The sequence below is a fragment of the Kitasatospora sp. MBT63 genome (assembly GCF_000710465.2).
Classification (GTDB): domain Bacteria; phylum Actinomycetota; class Actinomycetes; order Streptomycetales; family Streptomycetaceae; genus Kitasatospora.
Genome location: NZ_JAIZ01000524.1, coordinates 9,000 through 28,160 on the forward strand (window position 1 = coordinate 9,000; position 19,161 = coordinate 28,160).

The 19,161-nt window shown below is 73.9% G+C and carries 16 protein-coding genes and 1 tRNA gene; 7 read left to right on the forward strand and 10 right to left on the reverse strand.

The annotated features are described in order from the left end of the window. Positions 1–467: 467 nt before the first annotated feature. Positions 468–1,016, reverse strand: coding sequence for a hypothetical protein (locus AA75_RS28265; protein WP_033823107.1), 549 nt, complete (start codon positions 1,014–1,016; stop codon positions 468–470). Positions 1,017–1,283: 267 nt separating this feature from the next. Here AA75_RS28265 and AA75_RS28270 point away from each other — a divergent pair, with 267 nt between their 5' ends. Continuing rightward, positions 1,284–2,765: an MFS transporter gene (locus AA75_RS28270; RefSeq protein WP_082526883.1), complete on the forward strand. Its 1,482-nt coding sequence runs from the start codon at positions 1,284–1,286 to the stop codon at positions 2,763–2,765. 27 nt (positions 2,766–2,792) lie between these two features. Here AA75_RS28270 and AA75_RS48055 read toward each other — a convergent pair. Together AA75_RS48055 and AA75_RS28275 are read right to left on the reverse strand one after the other, a co-directional pair. Continuing rightward, positions 2,793–2,887, reverse strand: a tRNA-Cys gene (locus tag AA75_RS48055). A 112-nt stretch (positions 2,888–2,999) separates the two neighbouring features. Next, positions 3,000–4,028 (reverse strand): AraC family transcriptional regulator, encoded by a 1,029-nt coding sequence (locus AA75_RS28275; protein WP_033823108.1) that lies wholly within the window; start codon positions 4,026–4,028, stop codon positions 3,000–3,002. Between the two features lie 192 nt (positions 4,029–4,220). Between AA75_RS28275 and AA75_RS28280 the strand changes: the two genes are divergently transcribed. Continuing rightward, the gene (locus tag AA75_RS28280) at positions 4,221–5,030 is read left to right on the forward strand and encodes a type 1 glutamine amidotransferase domain-containing protein (RefSeq protein WP_051813591.1); all 810 of its coding nucleotides are present in this window, start codon (positions 4,221–4,223) and stop codon (positions 5,028–5,030) included. A gap of 61 nt (positions 5,031–5,091) precedes the next feature. After that, the gene (locus AA75_RS28285) at positions 5,092–5,721 is read left to right on the forward strand and encodes a hypothetical protein (RefSeq protein ID WP_033823109.1); all 630 of its coding nucleotides are present in this window, start codon (positions 5,092–5,094) and stop codon (positions 5,719–5,721) included. A 15-nt stretch (positions 5,722–5,736) separates the two neighbouring features. Here the strand turns inward: AA75_RS28285 and AA75_RS28290 are convergent, their stop codons facing one another. Next, positions 5,737–6,705, reverse strand: coding sequence for a DUF6528 family protein (locus AA75_RS28290; RefSeq protein WP_051813593.1), 969 nt, complete (start codon positions 6,703–6,705; stop codon positions 5,737–5,739). A 351-nt stretch (positions 6,706–7,056) separates the two neighbouring features. Between AA75_RS28290 and AA75_RS28295 the strand changes: the two genes are divergently transcribed. Further along, entirely contained in the window at positions 7,057–8,601 is a 1,545-nt protein-coding gene (locus AA75_RS28295; RefSeq protein WP_033823110.1) for an SMI1/KNR4 family protein, read from the forward strand. Between the two features lie 379 nt (positions 8,602–8,980). On the opposite strand, the gene AA75_RS28300 is transcribed toward AA75_RS28295, so the two are convergent. Further along, on the reverse strand, positions 8,981–9,616 hold the full coding sequence (locus AA75_RS28300) for a hypothetical protein (RefSeq protein ID WP_206743453.1): 636 nt from the start codon (positions 9,614–9,616) through the stop codon (positions 8,981–8,983). A 298-nt stretch (positions 9,617–9,914) separates the two neighbouring features. On the opposite strand from AA75_RS28300, the gene AA75_RS28305 reads away from it, so the two are divergent. Beyond that, positions 9,915–12,086, forward strand: a complete 2,172-nt coding sequence (locus AA75_RS28305; RefSeq protein WP_233289225.1) for an AAA family ATPase — start codon at positions 9,915–9,917, stop codon at positions 12,084–12,086. On the opposite strand, the gene AA75_RS28310 is transcribed toward AA75_RS28305, so the two are convergent. Both AA75_RS28310 and AA75_RS28315 read right to left on the reverse strand, forming a co-directional pair. Then, positions 12,067–12,585 carry an RICIN domain-containing protein gene (locus AA75_RS28310; protein WP_033823112.1) on the reverse strand — a complete coding sequence of 173 codons (519 nt, stop codon included), beginning with the start codon at positions 12,583–12,585 and terminating at the stop codon, positions 12,067–12,069. The two genes, AA75_RS28305 and AA75_RS28310, sit on opposite strands and share 20 nt — an antisense overlap. Before the next feature lie 322 nt (positions 12,586–12,907). Continuing rightward, positions 12,908–13,381: a MarR family winged helix-turn-helix transcriptional regulator gene (locus AA75_RS28315; protein WP_033823124.1), complete on the reverse strand. Its 474-nt coding sequence runs from the start codon at positions 13,379–13,381 to the stop codon at positions 12,908–12,910. A gap of 119 nt (positions 13,382–13,500) precedes the next feature. Between AA75_RS28315 and AA75_RS28320 the strand changes: the two genes are divergently transcribed. Beyond that, positions 13,501–13,905, forward strand: a complete 405-nt coding sequence (locus tag AA75_RS28320; protein WP_033823113.1) for a nuclear transport factor 2 family protein — start codon at positions 13,501–13,503, stop codon at positions 13,903–13,905. Positions 13,906–14,018: 113 nt separating this feature from the next. Continuing rightward, on the forward strand, positions 14,019–14,486 hold the full coding sequence (locus AA75_RS28325) for an ester cyclase (protein WP_051813595.1): 468 nt from the start codon (positions 14,019–14,021) through the stop codon (positions 14,484–14,486). Positions 14,487–14,594: 108 nt separating this feature from the next. Here the strand turns inward: AA75_RS28325 and AA75_RS28330 are convergent, their stop codons facing one another. The 3 genes from AA75_RS28330 to AA75_RS49865 all read right to left on the reverse strand — a co-directional run. After that, positions 14,595–15,296 carry a DUF1062 domain-containing protein gene (locus AA75_RS28330; RefSeq protein WP_033823114.1) on the reverse strand — a complete coding sequence of 234 codons (702 nt, stop codon included), beginning with the start codon at positions 15,294–15,296 and terminating at the stop codon, positions 14,595–14,597. A gap of 304 nt (positions 15,297–15,600) precedes the next feature. Next, positions 15,601–18,387, reverse strand: coding sequence for a hypothetical protein (locus AA75_RS28335; RefSeq protein WP_033823115.1), 2,787 nt, complete (start codon positions 18,385–18,387; stop codon positions 15,601–15,603). Between the two features lie 132 nt (positions 18,388–18,519). Further along, on the reverse strand, positions 18,520–19,161 hold a 642-nt coding region (locus AA75_RS49865; RefSeq protein ID WP_033823116.1), incomplete at its 5' end, for a hypothetical protein.

A 19,161-nucleotide genomic window follows, 5' to 3' on the forward strand; every position in this document is an offset into this window, starting at 1 on the left:
GGCGGTGCCCCCGCCGGCGGTGGGTATGAGGGCCGGCGGTGTGGCGCCCGGCGGCGTGGCGTCCGCCGCGGGCGAGGTGGATCTGGTCAACGGCACATCCCTTGCGGAGGGTTCTGTGTGCGTGTCGAGCCGCACCTGACCGAGGCCGACGACGCACGGAGGGTACCGGCGGCCGAGTTGCGACTGGGCCGACGGGGTGAGCAGTTGTCCGCGGGGTGGAGCGAGCGGCGGATCCCGCGCCGGAGGGAACGGGCGGGCACCGGGCTGAGCGGTACCGGCCGGTCCCAGGAACACCACCGGTGCGGGTCGATGGGGCGTGACCTTATCCGCCCCCTCGCGGAGCGTCAACGCATCCGCCCGCCCCCTCGCGGCCTGGCCGCCCGCCACCACGCGTGATCCAACTGCCGTTGCACACACGAGATCAAGTAGTGCCACGGCCGCGATCTCGCAGGCCCGTGGTTGCCTGGTCACGGCCACAGCCGACGGACGGCGGCACGCGCCTCGGCGACGGCGCCGGCCGGGACCTCGAACGACGCGTCGACCCCGCGGACGGGCCGGCACAGGCGCAGGCGGCCCCCGTCGACGGGCAGCGGCCGCAGCCAGTATCCGAGCCTCCAGGACGGGCCGTGCGAGCCGGCCCGGAGCAGCAGCATGGGGGCCGACTCCGCGGGCCGCTCGGCCGGTTCGGGGTGCGGACGGTTGTTCCGGAAGACCCGGCCGTCCGGCAGGTCCAGCGCCAGGTGGAGGCGGTCGGCGCCACCGTGCCGGGCCTCGCGCATCAGGTTCTCGAGCTCGGACCGGGCCGTCGGCGGCGTACCGGTGGCGTTGAACCGGACCTCCAGCGCGATCTCCAGGCCGGTGTTGTACGCGAGGAGTCCGGACACCGTCACGGCGACCTGTCCGGTCGCGGCCGTGAACGGCGGCCCGGCCAGCGGGGCACCGATCTCCGCCACCGGCGGCTCGCTGTCCGGGTCGTCCCCGCTGCCCGCGATCAGGGCTCCCAGGCCCTCCCCCATCACCGCCCCTCCCCGACGGCATCCACGGTGAACTCGTCTGCGGGGCAAGAGAGTTCCGGTCCCGGCGGGACCGGGAGGGCGCGGCCTCCGACGTCCGGGCCGGCGGCCGGCCACGCGCACCACTCCCGTCGCACGGGTGTACCATCCCTGCATCGGAGTAAAAACGTGCGGTCACTGCGGGTCATCGACACCCGTCGATCGGGCAGGGCCCCACGCGTACACGCGGTTCGGACGAGCCGCCACTTCTTCCCAGTGAAGGAGTGAGCCATGGATGTCCGCCGCGATCCGGTCCTCGGGGGCACCGATGACCCGACCGGAGTCTCCGGTCCACCGAAGTCCCTGCGGGAAGCGGGGGTTGCGCTCGCCGGGCTGTCGGCGGTGTTCCTGTTCGAGATGCTCGACAACTCGATCCTCAATGTCGCGCTGCCGACCATCGGCCGTGAGCTGTCCGCCTCGGCGACGGCGCTGCAGTGGGTGACGGGCGGGTACGCCGTGGTGTTCGGCGGGCTCATGCTGGCGCTCGGCGCGCTGGCCGACCGGGTCGGCCGCCGGAGGATCATGCTGGTCGGCCTGGTGCTGCTGGGCGCGGCGAGTCTGGCCACGGCGTTCGTCACCACGGCGGAGCAGCTCATCGCGGTCCGCGCGGCGATGGGTGTCGCGGCCGCGATGACGACGCCGGGCTCCCTCGCGCTGGCGTTCCGGCTGTTCGACGAGGACGGGCTCCGGGTCCGGGCGACGACGCTGATCTCGACCGTGGGCCTGGCCGGGCTCGCGCTCGGCCCGACCCTGGGTGGTCTCGTGCTCGCGTTCGCCCCGTGGCAGGTGCTGCTGCTGGTGAACGTGCCGATCGCCGCACTGGCGTACCTCGGCATCCGCCGCGGCATCCCCGCCGACCGGCCTGACGAACTGCACCGCGCCCCGGTCGACGCCATCGGCGCGCTGCTCGCCACGGCGACGATCGGGCTGGCGCTGGTGGCTCCGACGCTGTTCGTCGACCCGGGCCCCGCATCGCCCGTGCCGTGGCTGGTCACGGCGGCGGCCGTCGTGACGGCGGTGCTGTTCGTCGTCCGTGAGCGCGCCGCCCGCCATCCGCTGCTCGACCTCGGGCTGGTGGCCCGCCCGCTGGTGTCGAGCGGTCTGGCGTTCAAGGCCGCCTCGGGCCTGGCGACCGCCGGCCTCGGGTACCTGGTCACGCTGCAGTTGCAGCTCGACTGGGGGTGGACGCCCGCCCGGGCGGCCGTCGGGATGCTGCCGCAGGTCGTCGTGCTCATCGCCGGCGGGGCGGTCATCGGGCCGCTGGTCACCCGCGTCGGACTCGACCGGGCCGCCCGGTTCGGCGCGGGAGCCGTCGTCTGCGGGCTCGCCGTCCATGCGCTGCTGGGCCGCCTGGGGTACGTGTGGGTCGCCCTCGCGCTGGTGCTCGTCGCGGCCGGGATGCGTGTCGTCGGTGTGGTCGCCGGGACCAACGTCATGCGCGGCCTGCCGGCCGACCGCACCACGGTGGGGGCGGCGCTGGTGGACACGGCCGGTGAGGTCAGTACCGGTGTCGGCGTCTGCGTCGGCGGCACCATCCTCGCGGCGCTCCTCTCGGGCGGCATCGCCACCTCGGCCTGGGATGCCGACCGCGTGGCGCGGTTCGACCGGGCGGTGACCTGGGCCGGTCTCACGCTGACGGTCCTGGCGGCGGCGCTGGTGGGGTGGGGCATGCTCCGTGGCCGCGGCTCCGCGGCGCAGCCGGAGCACGGGTAGCCGCGGCCGGGCCGGGCCCGCGCTGGGCGGAGAGGGCAGGATTCGAACCTGCGCGGGCCCTCGCGGACCCTGCTCGGCCGTTGCCGGCCAGGCACCCGATGAACCGCTCCGGGCACCTCTCCCAGTCCCGGGAGCCCGTCTGCGGCGCTCCCTTGATCTGCCCTCAGCATGCCCGGGCGGCCTGACCGGACGCTGACCCCCTCCTGACCCGGCCGCCGCCCCCGGCCGTCGGGCTCAGGAGGCCGGGGCACCGCCCGCCGCGCCCGTGCGCCGGGTGCGGCGGTACGCGCCCGGGCTGACGCCCTGCCAGCGGACGAAGGCGTGTCCCAGGGCCGCGGCGCCGCTCAGCCCCACGGCGCGGGCGACCCGGTCGGTGGTCAGGTCGGTGGTCTCCAGCAGCTGCCTGGCCCGGGTGTGCCGGGCCTCGTCCAGCAGGACCCGCCAGGAGGTGCCGTGTTCGCGCAGCACCCGGCGCAGCGCCCGCCCGCCCAGCCGCGAGGTGGCCTGGGCATCGGCGAACCCCACGCCCTCCAGCGGCACACCGGCCAGCCACCGCCGCAGCCGCTGCGGAACGGCGGCGGGACCGGTCAGGTCCGCCAGCAGCCGGTCCGCGTAGGCGCGTTGCAGCGATGCCAGGCCCTGGTCCACCACCACCCGGCGCAGGTCCAGGTCGGCCGTGGGGACGGTCAGCGCGTTGTCGGCCGCCCCGAACGCCACGGGACAGCCCAGCACCCGCTCGTAGCCCAGCCGCTCGCTCCCGCACGGATGGGTGAAGGTGACCGCGGCGGGCGTCCAGGTCGGCCCCGCCAGCCAGCGTGCGGCGCTCACCATCCCCACCACCACGGCCTCCACCTGCTGCGGGCGCATGGCGCCGGGCGCGACGGTGGGCCGGTACACCACCCGCGACAGGGTCCTGCCGCGCACCAGCGCGATCTCGCCGGCCTCGCTGACCAGCCGGTGGTAGCGCACCGCGGCCTCGGCCGCCTCACCCAGCGTGGCGCAGCCGAGCACGACATGGCCGAGGACGTCCAGGGCCGGCGGCCGCAGGTCCGCCCCCACCCGCAGCCCGGCCGCGGGATCCCCCGACGCGCCGATCACCCGGTCCCACAGCCCGCGGACCTCCTCGAACGGCAGGCGCCGGTCCCCGGCCAGCAGCAGGTCGGGCCCCGCGCCGCCCGCGTCCGCGACCGCCGAGGCGTAGCCCAGCGAGACCGAGACGCCGGGGGCGGGAACGGCACCGGGGCCGGAGGTGGAGATGTCCATGTCCGCCAGTCAAGACAGCCGCCGCCACGCCGTCAACGCCTGCGAGCCGTGATCGCGGGCACCTGCGGTCAACAACCGGGCCGCGCGGATCAACGACACCACGCCCGGCAGCCCCTACGGTCGGTGCCACCCTGCCCGCGGCCGGGCCGCCGCGCAGGCGCGCCCCGCCGCGCCGTACCCCGGAGAACCCCTGTGATCCTCTTCCTGCTGCCCGAGGCCGACTACGATCCCACCGAGGCCGCGCTCCCCTGGGCGGCGCTGCACGACGCGGGGTTCGACGTCCGCTTCGCGACCCCCGACGGCCGTCCGGCGCACGCCGACCGACGGCTCACCGAGCAGGGGTTCTCCTGGCTCTCGCCGTGGCTGATGACCCGCGGCGGTCCGCTGGCCGCGTACCGGCGGATGACCCGCGACCCGCGTTTCGGCGCGCCGCTGTCCTACGGCGACGTGGACCCCGCCACGCTCACCGCCCTGTTCGTCCCTGGTGGCCACGCGCCCCGCGTCCGCAGTCTCCTGGAGAGCCGGCCCGCCCAGCGGATCGCCGCCGAAGCGATGGCCCGGGCGGTCCCGGTCGGCGCGGTCTGCCACGGTGTCCTGCTGCTGGCCCGCGCGGTCGACCCGGGCACCGGCCGCTCCGTCCTGCACGGCCGGCGCACCACCGCGCTGACCTCCCGGATGGAGCTGACGGCCTGGCAGCTGACCCGGCTGCGCCTCGGCAGTTACTACCGCACCTACCCGACCACCGTGCAGCGCGAGGTCACCGCGGCGCTCGCCGACCCCGCCGACTTCGCCCCCGGGCCGGTCCTGCCGCTGCGCGACGGCCCCCGCCGGCTGCGCCGCGGGTTCACCGTGCGGGACGGCGCCTACCTCTCCGCCCGCTGGCCGGGCGACTGCCACCGTCTGGCCCAGCAGTACCTCGCCCTCGTCACGGCCGCCACGGGAGGCCCCGGGGCCGCCGGGGCCGCCGGGGCCGCCGGGCAGAACGACGGCCGATCGCGCTGAACCCCGTGCCGTCCCCCCGCACCTCCAGCCCACGGAGAACTTCCATCCCACGGAGAACGCGATGACCGACCACGCCCGCCAGGCCCTCGAACACCTCAGGGACCCGTCCCAGTTCCAGTGGTACGTCATACCGCTGCTGCTCCTGGTCCTGTACGTGTACGCCGTCGAGGTCCAGCGGCGGGACTGGAGCACCGTCCTGGCCGGGCTGGCGCTGTGGGGCATGGACTGGTTCAACGAGATCTGGAACGCCCTGGTCCTGCACGCCACGGGCCGGGCGCCGGTCTGGGGCGCCTCCGGCGCCAGCGCCTACCGGATCCTGGTCGGCCTCAACATCGAGATCTGCCTGATGTTCGCGATCATGGGTGTGGTCGCCGTCAAGCTCCTGCCGTCCGACCCGGCCCTGCGCATCGCCGGCATCCCCAACCGCTGGCTCCTGGCCGGGCTGAACTCGGCGCTCGCGGTCGGCGTGGAGCTCTTCCTGCACAGCGCCGGTGTGCTGACCTGGGACTGGCCCTGGTGGCAGGCGGGCTGCCCGCTGCTCATCTGGCTGGTCGGCTACCTCCCGTTCTTCCTGGTCTGCTTCCGCGTCCACGACCTGCCCCGGCTGCGCACCAAGGCCGTCACCGTCGGGGCCCTGTTCGCCCTCGACGCTGCCGCGCTGGCCGTCTTCGGCTCCCTCGGCTGGCTCTGACCGACCCTCCCCGGGTCAACGCCCGGTCCACCAGCGGGCCTTGTACAGGTGGGTCCCTTCCAGCCGCCGGATGCCGTCCGGGCGGTGGCAGGTGAGGACGGAGGTGCACCAGGTACAGGGCCCGGCGTGGTCGGGCGCCGTGGTGAGCAGGCGTCCCGTTCCGGGCTCGTCGCCCACGCTCTTCACCTCGCGTGCGGACTCCTGCGGGGTGACGGGGACGGCCTCGAACCGGTCGTGGGACGGGTCGAACCGCCACAGACGGCCGGCGGTACTGATCCAGAACTGCCCCGGCGCGGCGAGCACCGGGGCGAGGTCGTGACCCCCGGGTTCGGGGAGTGCCAGGGTCCGCTCGGGGGTGAGCACCGGGGCGGCGGCGGTGCCGCCGACCCTCAGGGCGGTCAGTGTGTCGTCACCGACGGTCCACAGCAGGCCGGTCCTGGCGTCGCGGTGCACGCCGTGCGCCCCCGCCAGCGGGTACTCGGCGTGGTCGGTGCTGCGCGGGCCCTGCGAGGCCGTGTACACGCGCACCCAGCCGCCGGTGCTGGCCACGACGGCCACGTTGCCGTCCGGGAGGAGTTCGGCGCTGTGCGGGTTCGCGGTGGGGCCGGTGTCGACGGCCCAGACCGGGGTGCCGGTCGCGAGGTCGACGACGGCCGCCAGGCCGCCCGAGGCGGTGGTCAGCAGGTAGCGGCGGCCGTCACGGACGCGGCTCTTGGCCTCGGTGGGCGAGGACCAGCTGCGGGCCGGCGACAGGTCGGCGAGCGCGGTGTCGCGGTCGGCGGTCCACGACCACACCACCGGGAGGTGGTCGGGGCCGTGGAAGGCCATCAGTTCGTCGGCACCGTGCAGGACCAGCACCCGGCGGGACGCCTGGTCCACCACTGCCACCGGCGCACCCGGCCGCCAGCTTCCGCCGCCCGGCCTCGCGGCGGCCGCCGGCCCGGCCGTCGTACCGATCAGCAGCAGCGCCAGCCCGGCCGACACCAGGGCCGCCCTCCGACGGCCTGCGCCGGTTCCCCTGCACACCTCGTCCGTCCCTCCGCCGGCCGTGCCCCGCACTCACCCTGCGTCACGGCGGGGCGCACCGCCAGCGCTCCGCCGGCCGCTGCGGCCACGCGAGTCCCCTGCGGGGCCGACTGCTGACGACGGGTCCCCTGGAGATGTGTCACAGGTCCGTGGCGTACCGGTGCCCGACGGCGGTGCCGGCGCTCCGGGACGGCCGGCCGCACGGCCGCCGGCCGGACTCTTCGCCGAGACCGGCTCGTCGGCACCGGCGCCGGCCGCTCCGCCGCCTGCTGACATGATCGTCCGAACGGTGCGGACGAGGGGGCGGGTGTGGACCTGACGGTGGAACAGACGGTGCGGAAGATCGCGGCGCAGGTCGTCGCGCGGGCACCGGAGGGCTGGACGGAGTGCGTGTTGCGGGGGCACGGGAGCCGCACGGGCGTCGGCCTGTTCGGCGGCGGGTACGTGGTGCCGAGCCGTCCTGGCTCCTTCTTCGGCACGCCGTTCCCCGACCAGGACCTCGCCACCCTGGTGTCCCGGTTCCGGGACAGCCACGGCTGGGAGGCCATCGCCCTGGAGTTGACCTGCCGCCCCTCGGGCGCCTTCGACCTGGTCGTCTTCCGGGGCACGCTGCAGCCCGGGGCCGGCCCCGAGGACGGCTGGACCCTGACCGTCGACCACGGCTTCCAACCGTCCGAACCGGGCGCGGCCGACGACGCGGAACCGACCGAGCTACGCCAGGCCGGGGACCCGACCGAGGCGGTCGAACGGCTGCGGGCCGTCCTCCGGCAGCACGCCGAACTCTCCGGCGAGGAGCCGACGATGCCCGCGCCCGTCACCGAGGAGCAGCTGGCCGCCGCCGAGCTCCGCCTCGGCGCACCGCTGCCCGGAGACCTGCGGGCGCTCTACCTGGAGGCCGACGGGGACGGCGGCAGCGAGGCACTGGCCGGGTACGGCTGGCTGGCGCTCGACGCGGCCCTGGCCGAGCGCGACTCCTATATCGGCGTCCCGACCTGGTTCGGCTGGGAGCACGGCTGGCGCCAGGTGGTCTTCGACGCCGACCCGCCGGACACCGTGCGCCGCTGCTCCGGGCATCCGGGCTGGCTCCCGTTCGCCACCTGGTTCGACGGCAACTACTTCGCCGTGGACCTCGCACCGGCCGCGGGCGGCCGCCCCGGCCAGGTGATCGAGGTGGGCCGGGACTTCAACGACGGCCCGCGCTACGTCGCCTCCTCCGTCACCGCCTGGCTCGGCCAGGCCCTGGGCCGGCCCGATCCGTACGGCCCGCAGCGGTCCGGGGACGGCCGGCGCCGGTTCATGGACTCAGGCCTGGACGGGCAGCTCGCGCCGGGCCTCCAGGAGATCCACCTCTATGACGCCCCGTCACCCGTCGACCTCGGCCCGCTCGCCGCCACGCCGCGCCTGCGGCGCCTGTACCTCGTCCGCTGCACCGCCGCCGACCTGTCCCCCGTCGCCGCACTCCCCGTCGAGGACCTGGCCGTCGACCTCGCCCCCGAGGCCGACCTCCTCCCGCTCACCGGCCACCCGCACCTCGCCTCACTCGCCGTCGGCTCCGAAACCCCGCTCGACCTCGCCCCGCTGCGCACCCTCCCCGCGCTCCGCTCCCTCGACCTGTCCCGCTGCCCCACCACGGACCCGGCCCTGCTCGCGGACCTCCCCGGCCTGCGCTACCTCGCCCTCTCGGCCACCCAGTGGACGGCCCTGATCGCCGCCGGCCGCCTCCCCACCCACCTCGCCGCCGCTCGTCTGGCCGGAGCCCCGCCCCTCACCGCCGCCCTCGACCTGCTCGCCGCCCTCGGAGTCGACACCTCGACCGCCCACCGCCTCTCCGGCACCCTCGAGGAGGCCGTCTGACGCCGGGGCGGGCTCAGTTGTAGTCGAAGAAGCGGTGCCACCAGGTGCGTGGCCCGGCGGAGGTACCGAGGTTGCTGACACCGTCGTACCGGGTCCGGAGCAGGTACTCGGAGACGGTGATGTAGCCGAGTGCGTCGAGTTCGTCGCCGATCGGGCGGCGGTCTGCGGTCTGCGGTCTGCGGTCTGCGGTCTCGAAGAGGACGTTCTCTTCCTCCTCGTCGTAGCTGCGGCGGCCGGACCTCGACGGTGTGGGCGGCCCGGTCGTCGGCGGCGGCTCGCCGACCGGGTCGCGGACGTCGGCGGCGGGACACCTCGAACAGCGTGCAGGCCCTGTCCCGCGGTCTCCTGGCCGCAGACCGAGCAGTACCTGACCCGGCGGCTACTTCGGGACCGTCATCGCGTCGCGGATCCGGCGGGTCCGGTCGGCGGCCCCGGCCTGGTCGATCGTGGCCGGGTTCCCCTCGACGGAGGCGGGAAAGGCCACCGAACCCGCGGTGTACCGGTCGGCCCAGAGGCACACGGGGTTGACGAGGAACGATCCGGTCGAGACCCCGCACTTGAGCCGGCCCTGCGGATCGTGCGGGTCACGCGCGTCCAGGTCCGTCATCGGCTCCGCCCACTTCTCCCGCGGGGCGAGCATCACGGATATCGCGGAGGAGGCCACCGCGCCGGGGTCGGTGATGGTGCCCCAGGCGCCGCCGATGGTCAGAACCCCGCCGGAGCCGTCGGTGTACCTGGCCTTCAGGCTGCCGTCGAAGGCGGCGTAGCCCGCTGGCAGCGGTCTCGTCGGCGGGTCGGTCAGGACGTCGGCCGGGCCCTGCGCACGGTAGCCGCCGGGCAGGGCGTCCGGGGCGGACAGCCGTAGCGAGCCCGGTGCGGCGCGGTCGGCCGGACCTGCCGCCGCCACCGACGGCGAGCCGTCGCCGCCGCAGCCCGTCAGAGCCCCCGCCAGCAGCGCCGTGGCCCCGGCCAGCGCTCCGGCCTTCGCCGTGCGCACTCCCACCCCAGATTTCATGATCACATCGCAGGCGTCCGGGTTGTCCGGCGGGACCGCGCCCCGCCTCGGTGCATCCGGTCCGACGAGAACAGAGGTCCTCGGCCGCCGCCGCGGACCGGGGTGCGAAGGCGCGGCTCCATCACCCGTCGGCCGAGGCGGGCTCCATTCTGCGAATCGCCCAACTGGTCACCGGCAGCGGCGAGATAGTGCCGCGGAGGCCACATTCCGCCCCGCCCGGTCAATATTTACTTTTCCGGAACGCGTCTGCATAGTGACGCCTCGACATATGGGTGAGGCGAACCGAGGGGGCCCGATCTTGTCCCGGATCAATGACGCTGCCGCACGCGAGGTGGAACGGGAGAGCGTTCAGGTCTCCGTCATAGGCGAGTTGTTCGACGAGCGGCTGGCCGGGGTGCGGGACCAGTTGGCGCGGGTGCTCGCGTTGCCGCCGGACGGTGCGGGCATGGCGTACGAGCGGGAGGTGGCGGCGGGGCGGCTGGCGGGTGAGGTCCGCCGGTTGGAGGGGGCCGAGGACGGGCTGGTCTTCGGGCGGATCGACCTCGCGGACGGGGCCGTCCTGCGGATCGGGCGGCTCGGGCTGCAGCGGGAGTCGGACGAGCTTCCGGTGCTGGTGGACTGGCGGGCCGAGGCGGCGCGGCCGTTCTACGAGGCGACGCCGGTTCATCCGATGGGGCTGCGGCGGCGCCGCCATCTCCGGCTGGCGGGCCGCACGGTGGTGGGGGTGAGCGACGAGCTGCTCGACGGCCGCGCGCCCACCGGTCAGGACGTGGTCGGCGACGGTCCGCTGACGGCGGCGCTGCAGGCGCGGCGGACGGGCCGGATGGGTGCGGCGGTCGCCACGCTGCAGGCCGAGCAGGACGCGATCGTCCGGTCGCCGCACCGCGGCGTGACCGTCGTCCAGGGCGGCCCCGGCACCGGAAAGACGGTGGTGGCGCTGCACCGCGCCGCGTACGTGCTGTACGCCTTCCCGAAGGCGGCCGAGCGCGGCGTGCTGGTCCTGGGGCCGAACGCGCGGTTCCTCGAGTACATCGGCCAGGTCCTGCCCTCGCTCGGGGAGAACGACGTGGTGCTGTCGACCTGCGAAGACCTGGCCGGCGTCGCACCGGGCGCCGCGGACGGCGGCGCGGACGACGGCGCGGACGACGGCGCGGTGGCGCGTCTGAAGGGCGGCGTCGAACTGGCCGGCGCGCTGGCCGAGGTGGTCCGCTCCCGGCAGGGCCCGGGCGGCGCGTTCCGGGTCCGGGTCGGCCAGGAGTGGATCCGTCTGCCGGACGGCGCGGTGGCGCAGGCGCGGGAGGCCGCACGGGGCAGCGGTCTCGCGCACAACCCGGCGCGTCGGCTGTTCAAGGAGTCGCTGGTGGACGCCCTCGTCCGGGAACTCGCCGGCAGCGGCGCCGCGGTGCTCGAGCAGATCGACGCGCAGGTCGCCCTGCTGACCGGCCTCGACCTCGACCGGGTCGCCGCGGCGGGCCTGCGCCGCCTCGGCCTCGACGACACCCCGGCCACCGGCGCCGACGAGTTCGACGCCGACGCCGTACGCGAGGAGCTCCTGGACGATGCCGCGCTCGACCGGGCCGTCGAGGAGCTGTGGCCGCGACTGACGCCCGGTGACGTGGTCCGGGCCCTCCTGGCAGACGGTGCCGCGCTGGCCGCCCACCTGCCGCAGCTCACCGCCGACCGGCAGCGGGCACTGCTGCGGCGGGCGCCCGACGCGCCGTGGACCGACGCGGACGTCCCGCTGCTCGACGAGGCGGCGAGCCTGGTGGACGGCCCGCCGGAGCGCACCTTCGGGCACGTCGTCGTCGACGAGGCGCAGGAGCTGACCGCCATGCAGTGGCGGATGGTCCTGCGCCGCTGCCCGGGCCGGTCGATGACGCTGGTCGGCGACTTCGCCCAGGCGGGCCCGGCGACGGCGGCCCGCGACTGGGACGAGGCCCTGGGCCCGCACCTCGGACGCCGGTTCGACCTGCGCACCCTGACCGTCAGCTACCGGACCACGCAGGAGATCCTCGCCGCCACGCAGGACCTGCTCGCCCGGATCACCCCGGACCGGCCGGCGATCCGGTCGATCCGGCACGGCGAGCCGCCGCGGACCCTGCCCACGACACCCGGGTCTCTGCTCGACGCGCTCGTGCGGGAGCTGCGGGAGCAGGAGGCCGCGTACCCGGGCGAGCTGGTCGGGGTGGTCTGCGCCGACGGCAGGGCGCAGCAGCTCGCGGACGCGGGGGTCGAGCGGTACGCCCGGCTGGTGCCGGCTGCCCAGGCGCGCGGCCTGGAGTTCGACTCCGCCGTCGTCGTCGACCCGGACGGGATCACCGCCGCCCGCCCGGGCGGCGAACGGGACCTGTACGTCGCGCTGACCCGGGCCACCAAACGTCTGTGCACCGTCACCGTCGCGCCCGCGGCGCCGGTGGTGGGCCGCACCGGTCCGGCCCACCACCCGTCGGTCAGCCGGACTGGGCGGTGAAGCGCCAGGACTGCCCGGGGAACGCCCCGCAGACGGCCTGGTCCAGCGGCTGGCCGCTGTTGGTCGCGCCCCAGCCGGCGCCCAGGCACAGCCCGGAGGCGCGGTTCCTCAACTGGTAGCTGTCATTGCCCAGGAAGACCGCCGTCCAGACCTGGAGGTCGCTGTTGGAGCAGGTCTGCTGCACCACGAGCGCGTGCTCGGCGGTCCCCTGGGGCTGGATGCACTTGCCGGACGAGGTGACCTTGAAGAAGTACGAGTCGGTGCCGGCCCAGGTCGACGTGAACTGCTTGTTGGCCTTGGTGTCGCACTTGTACTGGATCAGCCCGGCGCCGTTCGACTTCGAGTTGTCGCCGACGGCTGCGCACAGGCCCGAGTTGAGGTTCTTGATGGTGTTGCCCGAGCCGTTCGCCGGTGTGTCCGCGTGCGCGACGGATGCCGCGCCCAGCGACATCAGGGCGGCGCACGAGAAGGCGGCGAGTAACGCGGTCGGCTTCTTCACGGCGGTCTCCGATCAGGAAGGGGGAGGAAGGGGGAAGGACGTGATGGATTCTTGATGCTCCGGTGAATGACCGTGCACCGCCAAGGCACCCTGCCGGAGCCACCCGGACGTGTCAATGGACCCGGCAGTCCCGACCGGCCGACCCGGGGCCATCCCCGGCCTTCGGCCTCGGCCCCCTCCCGGAACACCTCCGCGGCGATCCGATCGGCCTCGAAGGCGCGGGCGGCGCCGGCGTAGGCCTCGATGTGGAGGAACGATCCGCAGATGGCCGCGCGGCGGTACCGAACGTGGCGGACGCGCCGTCCCGCGCGGGCCGTCGCGGTCAAGGACGGCCGTCGCGGTCAGGGGCGCCGGAGGCGAAGGGGCCCTCGTCGGCGAAGCGCCGCAGGAGGCGGGCGAAGGTCCGGGCGTCGGCCTGCGGCCAGGCGGCGAGCGAGGTTTCGATGGCCACCGCGAGGCGCTGCCGGGTGACGGCCACGGTGTCGTGCCCGTCGCCGGTGAGGGCGAGGAGGGTGGCACGGCCGTCCGCGGGGTCGGGTTCGCGCCGCAGCAGGCCCGCCCGCTCCAGGCGGTCGGCGCGGCGGGTGACGGTGGTGCGGTCGAGGTCGATCTCGCGGCCGAGGTCGGCGGCGCTGCACGGGCCGGTGCGGGCCAGGCCGCTGAGCAGCGGATAGGTGAGTTCGTCGACCCCTTCCCCGAGCCCTTCGGTGAGGTGGGTGTGCAGGCGCGTGCGGGTGCCGCGGCGCAGGAGCAGTGCGAGTGCGTGGGCGATGTCATGACCGGTCGAGATGTTCACCACCGCAGATTAGCGTGCATCGCGCACGCTTTTCCGCTACAGTCACAAGCGTGCTCAGGGCACGCAATATCCCGCACGGGACGTGCGGGCCACGACCACCACCGTCCCGGAGGAACCCCATGAACCGCACCGGCATCCGCACCGACGTCCGCGCTGCCCTTACCGACCTGCTGCTCACCCCCGGCCTCGCCCTGGAGGAGGCAGCCGAGCGGCACTTCGCCCCCGACTACCGCCAGCGCACCGACGGCGAGTGGGCCGACCGCACCGAGTTCCTCGCCCACATCGCCCACCTGCGCACCGTCGTCGCCGGCGGCTCCGTCGAGGTCCACGACGAGCTCACCGACGGCGACCGCTACGCCGACCGCCACACCATGACCGTCACCAAGACCGACGGCTCCACCGTCCGCATGGAGGTCTACCTGTTCGCCGAATTCGCCCCCGACGGCCGCTTCCGCCGCATCGAGGAGACCACCCTCATGCTCGAAGGCACCGACGCCGACCGCGACCTCGGCAGCGCCCGCTGAGCCCCACACACCACACCCCCCTCACCCCCGTCCGCGGAGCGGTTGTAGGTCCGATCGGCTGACGGACCGGTCCGCAGCGTTGGGCGGTCCCGGCTCGAAGGGAGAACATCCCCATGGAACGTGATCAGATGCTGCATCTCTTCGAAGTCCACCGTGAGGCAGAGAAGGCCCGCGACTTCGATGCCGTCCTCGCGACCTTCGCCGACGACTGCTTCTTCGAGACGGTGGCCCTCGGACGCCGGGTCGAGGGCAAGGCGGCCACCCGCGCCGCGTACGAGGGTTTCTTCACCGCCTTCCCGGACATCGTGCCCGTCGACCAGGGCATGAGCTTCGGCGAGGACGTGATCGCCGTCTGGGGTGAGCTGCGCGGCACCAACACCGGCAGTTGGCTCGGCCTCCCACCGGGTGGTGGCTCGTTCGTGGTGCCGTTCGCCAACATCGCGCCGTTCAGGGACGGCCGGATGGCGGGCGAGCGGATCTACTTCGACCTCGCCACGCTCTGCGACCAGGCGGGACTGTCGACCGAGGAGGTCCGTGCCGCCGCGCTAGCAGCCGTCGGCGGCGGCCGCGGCCCCTCCTGAACAGCCGGAGAGCGGCGCCGCCACTCGGCACAGGGCCTCCTGGCCACCCGAAGGCCGCGCCGATGGGCGCGCGCCGACGGACGGCCGGGAGGCCCTGCTGTCCCGCCGCTAGGCTCCGGCCGTCGCCGCTGCCTGGCGCGGCAGGTGCTGCGGCGGACCGGAAGACCCGGCCCGTCCGAGGTCGGTGCGGGCACCGCTCGGAGCGGCGAGGAGCTTCGAGTGCTTCGCGGCGTCGACGGCACCCGGGCCGTGGATGGTCAGCTCGAAGTCCTGGTGCGCCTTGGCGTCCAGGGCCATCGGCAGGTGGATCCGCCCCTCCCCGACCAGCCGCCGGATCTCGGCGCGGCTGAGCCCGAGGCCGAGCGCGAGCAGCCGTTCGACCCGCACCGGTGCGGGCAGTTCGAAGCCGACGACGACCTCGAGCGGTGTCGGGTCGTCGAGTGCATACAGCGGCGTACGGGTCTCCAGCTCCCAGGTTCCCGTCCAGTCGAGACGGTAGCCGTTCCGCGCGGCGAGCGACCTACTGATCGTCAGCTCCCGTACCATCTGCGGGTCGTTGGTCTCGTACGCCACCCGGCGGGCGGGCTCCAGCGTGGAGACGTGGACGCGTTCGTGGATGGGCACCTTCGAGGTACGGTCACAGGCCGCACAGCTCAGCAGGAGCCAGACGTCGAGCAGTTTGCCGTTCGCGTTGACACGGATCTTGCCCGAGGGGCGGTGCCGCGTGCCGGAGCAGTCCGGGCAGGGGCGGACGACGGTGGGCAGGGCGGACTGACGCACGGCCCACCGGGCCTTGCGGTCGGTATTCATCAGGTGGTTGCTCTCAGGACTGAGCAGGAGCTCGCGCAGCGTGGGCTGCGGCTCCTGGGATCTGACGGATGCACACGAGGGCGCGGCGGAACGCCTCGGGCCGGTTCGTCAGGCTCCGAGGTCGAGCGCGCGACCGGTCGGTTGATGCTTCGTGGCAGCCGTTACATGTCCATGAGGGCGATCGTGGTCGAGACGACGGTGCGCGGGCAACTCATTTTCCGCGCCGACGCCGCCACCCGTGCCCGTCCCGCCCACACCCGTCCGGCGATGGGCCGGGACGGGCGCGGGCGAACGCCGGTCGGTCCTACTTCTGGCGGCCGGTCTTCGGGTCGTAGGCCACCTCCACCGGGACGACCTGGTCGGTCGGGAGCACCTCGATCCACTGGCTGCAGACCTCGAAGCTGCCCTCGGTCCTGGCCTTGAAGCCGCCCTGGAGCGGGTAGAAGCCGTGCTCGAAGACCCGCTCCACGGGCGTCGCGGTGACCCGGTTGTCGTCGTCGGGCTCCTCCTTGGGGTAGCGCCCGGTGGTGGCGGCCGCGATGTGCTTGTCGGCGACGGTGTGGCACAGGTCGCGGATGGCGTCCTCGATCGTGACCTCGGCATGCCCGCGCACCGGGTCGTGCGGGTCGTGCAGCAGCAGCCTGGTCCGGATCGCCGCCAACTCCGCGGGCGGTGCCGAGTACGCGGCGTCCAGCCCGTCGGTGCCCTCGACCCCCACGTGGCGCAGCCAGTTGACCGCCGCCTCCTCCTTCCCCGGGCGGATCGGCAGCACGGCCTTGACCCAGGGCGCGTTCAGGAAGGCGTTGCGCAGCTCGTCGCCGTCCAGTTGGAGCAGCCAGCCGAGCGAGCTGCCGAGCGTGGCCGGGGCGGAGGCGTCGGTGATGAAGTACTTGCCGTGGGCCCGGTCGTCGGCCCACTCGACCGTGGTGCCCTCGATCGATTCGGGCAACGGCCGGCCGGCGAGGGCGAGGGCTGCCGGGCGGCGGGGCTTCCACCACTCGGGGGCGACGAAGTAGAGCATCTTCTCGATGTCGAAGATCGAGTTGATCAGCTCGGACAGGACGTGCCGGGTGCGGTGGCCCGCGGTGGTGTCGGGCGTGTCGTTGTAGAGGCGCTCGCTCATCAGGGCGCGGATCAGGCTGCGGTGCACGATGGTGCGCTCCTCCTCGCGGAGGTGTTCGAACCGGCGCTTCTCGATCTTGCTGGCCAGGGTGACCCGCTCGTGCACCGCGTCGAGGTAGGCCTGCTCCAGCTTGCGCTTGTTCTCCTCGTCGGCGGCGAGTTTGGCGCTGACCAGGGCCTGGTTGGCCATGTTGATCTCGGCCTCGGCGGCGGGCAGCAGCCGGCAGGTGACGGCCCCGGAGACCTTGAACGTGATCCGGTCGTCCCATGCCAGGCCGCCGGGGGCGGTGCTCACCCCGACCATGATGCGTTTGGCATCGGGGGTGATCATGCCGAGGAAGGCCCAGTTCGCCGCTCCCCAGGATTCGTCGTCCTCGGCGGCCACCACGGTCTTGTCGATGGCCAGGAACGGGTCCTGCACGTCGTAGGCGATCTCGTACCCGTTCGGCACCCCCGGGATGTCGAGGGTGGCGAGCGGCACGAAGCGGTAGCGGGTCTCGGCGTGGCCGGACTGGTTCTGGCGGGAGTTGTCGGGGAAGTTCCACACCGCCTCGCCGCTGAAGCCGATGGTCAGCGTCTTGGGCGGCATCGGCGTCAGCTTGGGGTTCGGTACCAGGACCAGGTCCGCGGGCTTGGCGATGTGCACGAGGTGCGGCAGCGCCAGGTCCTTGCCGGGGTCGTCGACGAAGGTCTCCCAGCACAGGTAGCTGCCGATGTCCTGGATCTGCACGCCGACCTGCCGCATCTTGCGCCGCAGCTCGTAGTTGACCAGCGCGGGGGTGGTGTTCGCGAGGACGTAGCGCTTGCTGGAGGAGTCGAGCGTCTCGGTGACCGTCTTGAAGGTCGACTTGAAGTTCTGCCGGATCTCGGTGGACAGCTTCTCGCTCTGCTGCCGCATCCGCTTGTGGCCCTGCTCACGGGCGGTCTGCTGGGTCTTGTCGAGGTTGAGGCTGCCGGTGGCGGTGGCGTTGCCGGTGCCCCAGCTCTGGTTGACGGTGCTGGAGAAGCCGAGCTTCATGTCGTCGCGGTTGTCCTGCTTGACCGCGTCGCTGATCTCCTCCTCCTCGGTGGTGGCGCGCTCGGACTTCGACGTGGTCTCCAGCGCCGTCTCGACGGTCTTCTCGACCAGTGACCGCCGGGTGGACACCTCGATCAGCTCCACCGACGAGCCGGGGCTCAGCCAGACGTGTCCGACCGGGGTGCCGAGGAAGGTGTCCAGCTCGAAGAAGTACTGGCGGAACAGGTGGACGATCCCGATCGGCGACAGCGTGACGTCGCTGATCTGCTTGGTCGGGTCGAAGTCGAGGTAGGGGTCGCGGTAGGTGTCGTCCGGCCCGCCGAGGGCGAGGTCGAGGACCTCCGTGCCCGGTCTGGTGGCGTAGAAGAGGTCCTTCAGCTCCTGGTAGCGGCCGCGGTCGACTAGGTCGACCAGGAGCCCGGCGACGGCCGACTCCTCGCGCAGCCGCGCGGTCACCGCTTCCTTCAGCCGGGCCGCGTTGAAGCCCTCGCCGCTGTGGCCCTCCTGCCAGGCCTGCTGGTACTCGTCCCGGTAGGCCTGGTAGACGCCGCCGTTGAGCAGGTCGGTGAGTTCGTGCTCGTTGACGACGCTGCGCCAGCCGTCCCCGCAGGGCGCCGACTCCAGGCGGCGCAGCCGCTCGGCGAGGGCCGTCAGCACCCGGGCGCCGTCGGCCGCGGAACGCGGGGCCAGGGTGCGCGGCTGGCCCGGGTCGACCCGGCCGGACACGATCTGGTCGTCGGCGTTGAACACGATGTCGGCCCGGCCCTCGTACTGCCGGCGCAGCCCGAGCAGCCGGTCCTGCCGCTCGCCGGCCGTGCCGGTGGCGAGCCGGTCGAGCCGGCGGCGGGAGCGCCAGCCGAGCATCGGCTGGTAGATGCCGAACATCTCGCTGGCGTACGGCAGGACGGAGGTGTAGTCGCTGAGGTCGGTGATCCGCTTGTTGGTCGGCACGGTGGGTCCCTCCTCGGATCCGGCGGCGCCGGTGGGCTGGCGGACGGGCTGCTGGCTGCTGGCTGCTGACTGGGTGGGAGCGGCCGGGGCGGGCCGGGCCAGGGGTCAAGGGTCAGGGGCAGGGGCCACGGGTCAGGGCACGTGGACGACCTTGATCGGCAGCTGGTGGGTCTTGAAGAGTTCGGTGAGTTTGCCGGTCGCCGCTCGGCCCGCGACCCGCCACTCGACCGGGATCCCCTGGGCGGCCTCCAGCTGCCGGGTCGCCGTGTCCAGCGCCTTCCAGCCCGCCCAGTAGCTCTCCTTGACCAGGGCCCGGGCCATGCCGCTCTCGTCCAGGTAGAACTTGGCGTCGATCAGTGCACCGCTGTCGTAGCCGTCGAACTGGACGCCGTTGCGGTAGTAGCCGAGACCGGGGTCGGCGTGGCAGACCCGGCTCTGGTACGCGGCGGCCTCCTTGGTCATGTTGGTGCCCCCCTCGAAGTCGGGCATCCAGCGGCCCGGTTGGTCGGCCAGCGTGTCGCTGACCGGGCGGTTCCCGAAGCGGCGGGCGCCCCCGGCGGCCGCGGGGACGGTACTGGTCAGCAGGGAGCCGGCGAGCAGCACCAGGTTGGTGGTCGTCTCGACGGCGGCGTAGGCGGTGGCGAAGAACTCGGCGTTCTGCGCCTCGACCTCGGCGATCTTGGCGTGTTTCGCCTCCCACATCCGGGGGGTGCTGCTCCGGCCGTACCAGGCGGGGTGGAGCAGTTCGCCCGCGCCGTACCGGGGCGGGTCGGG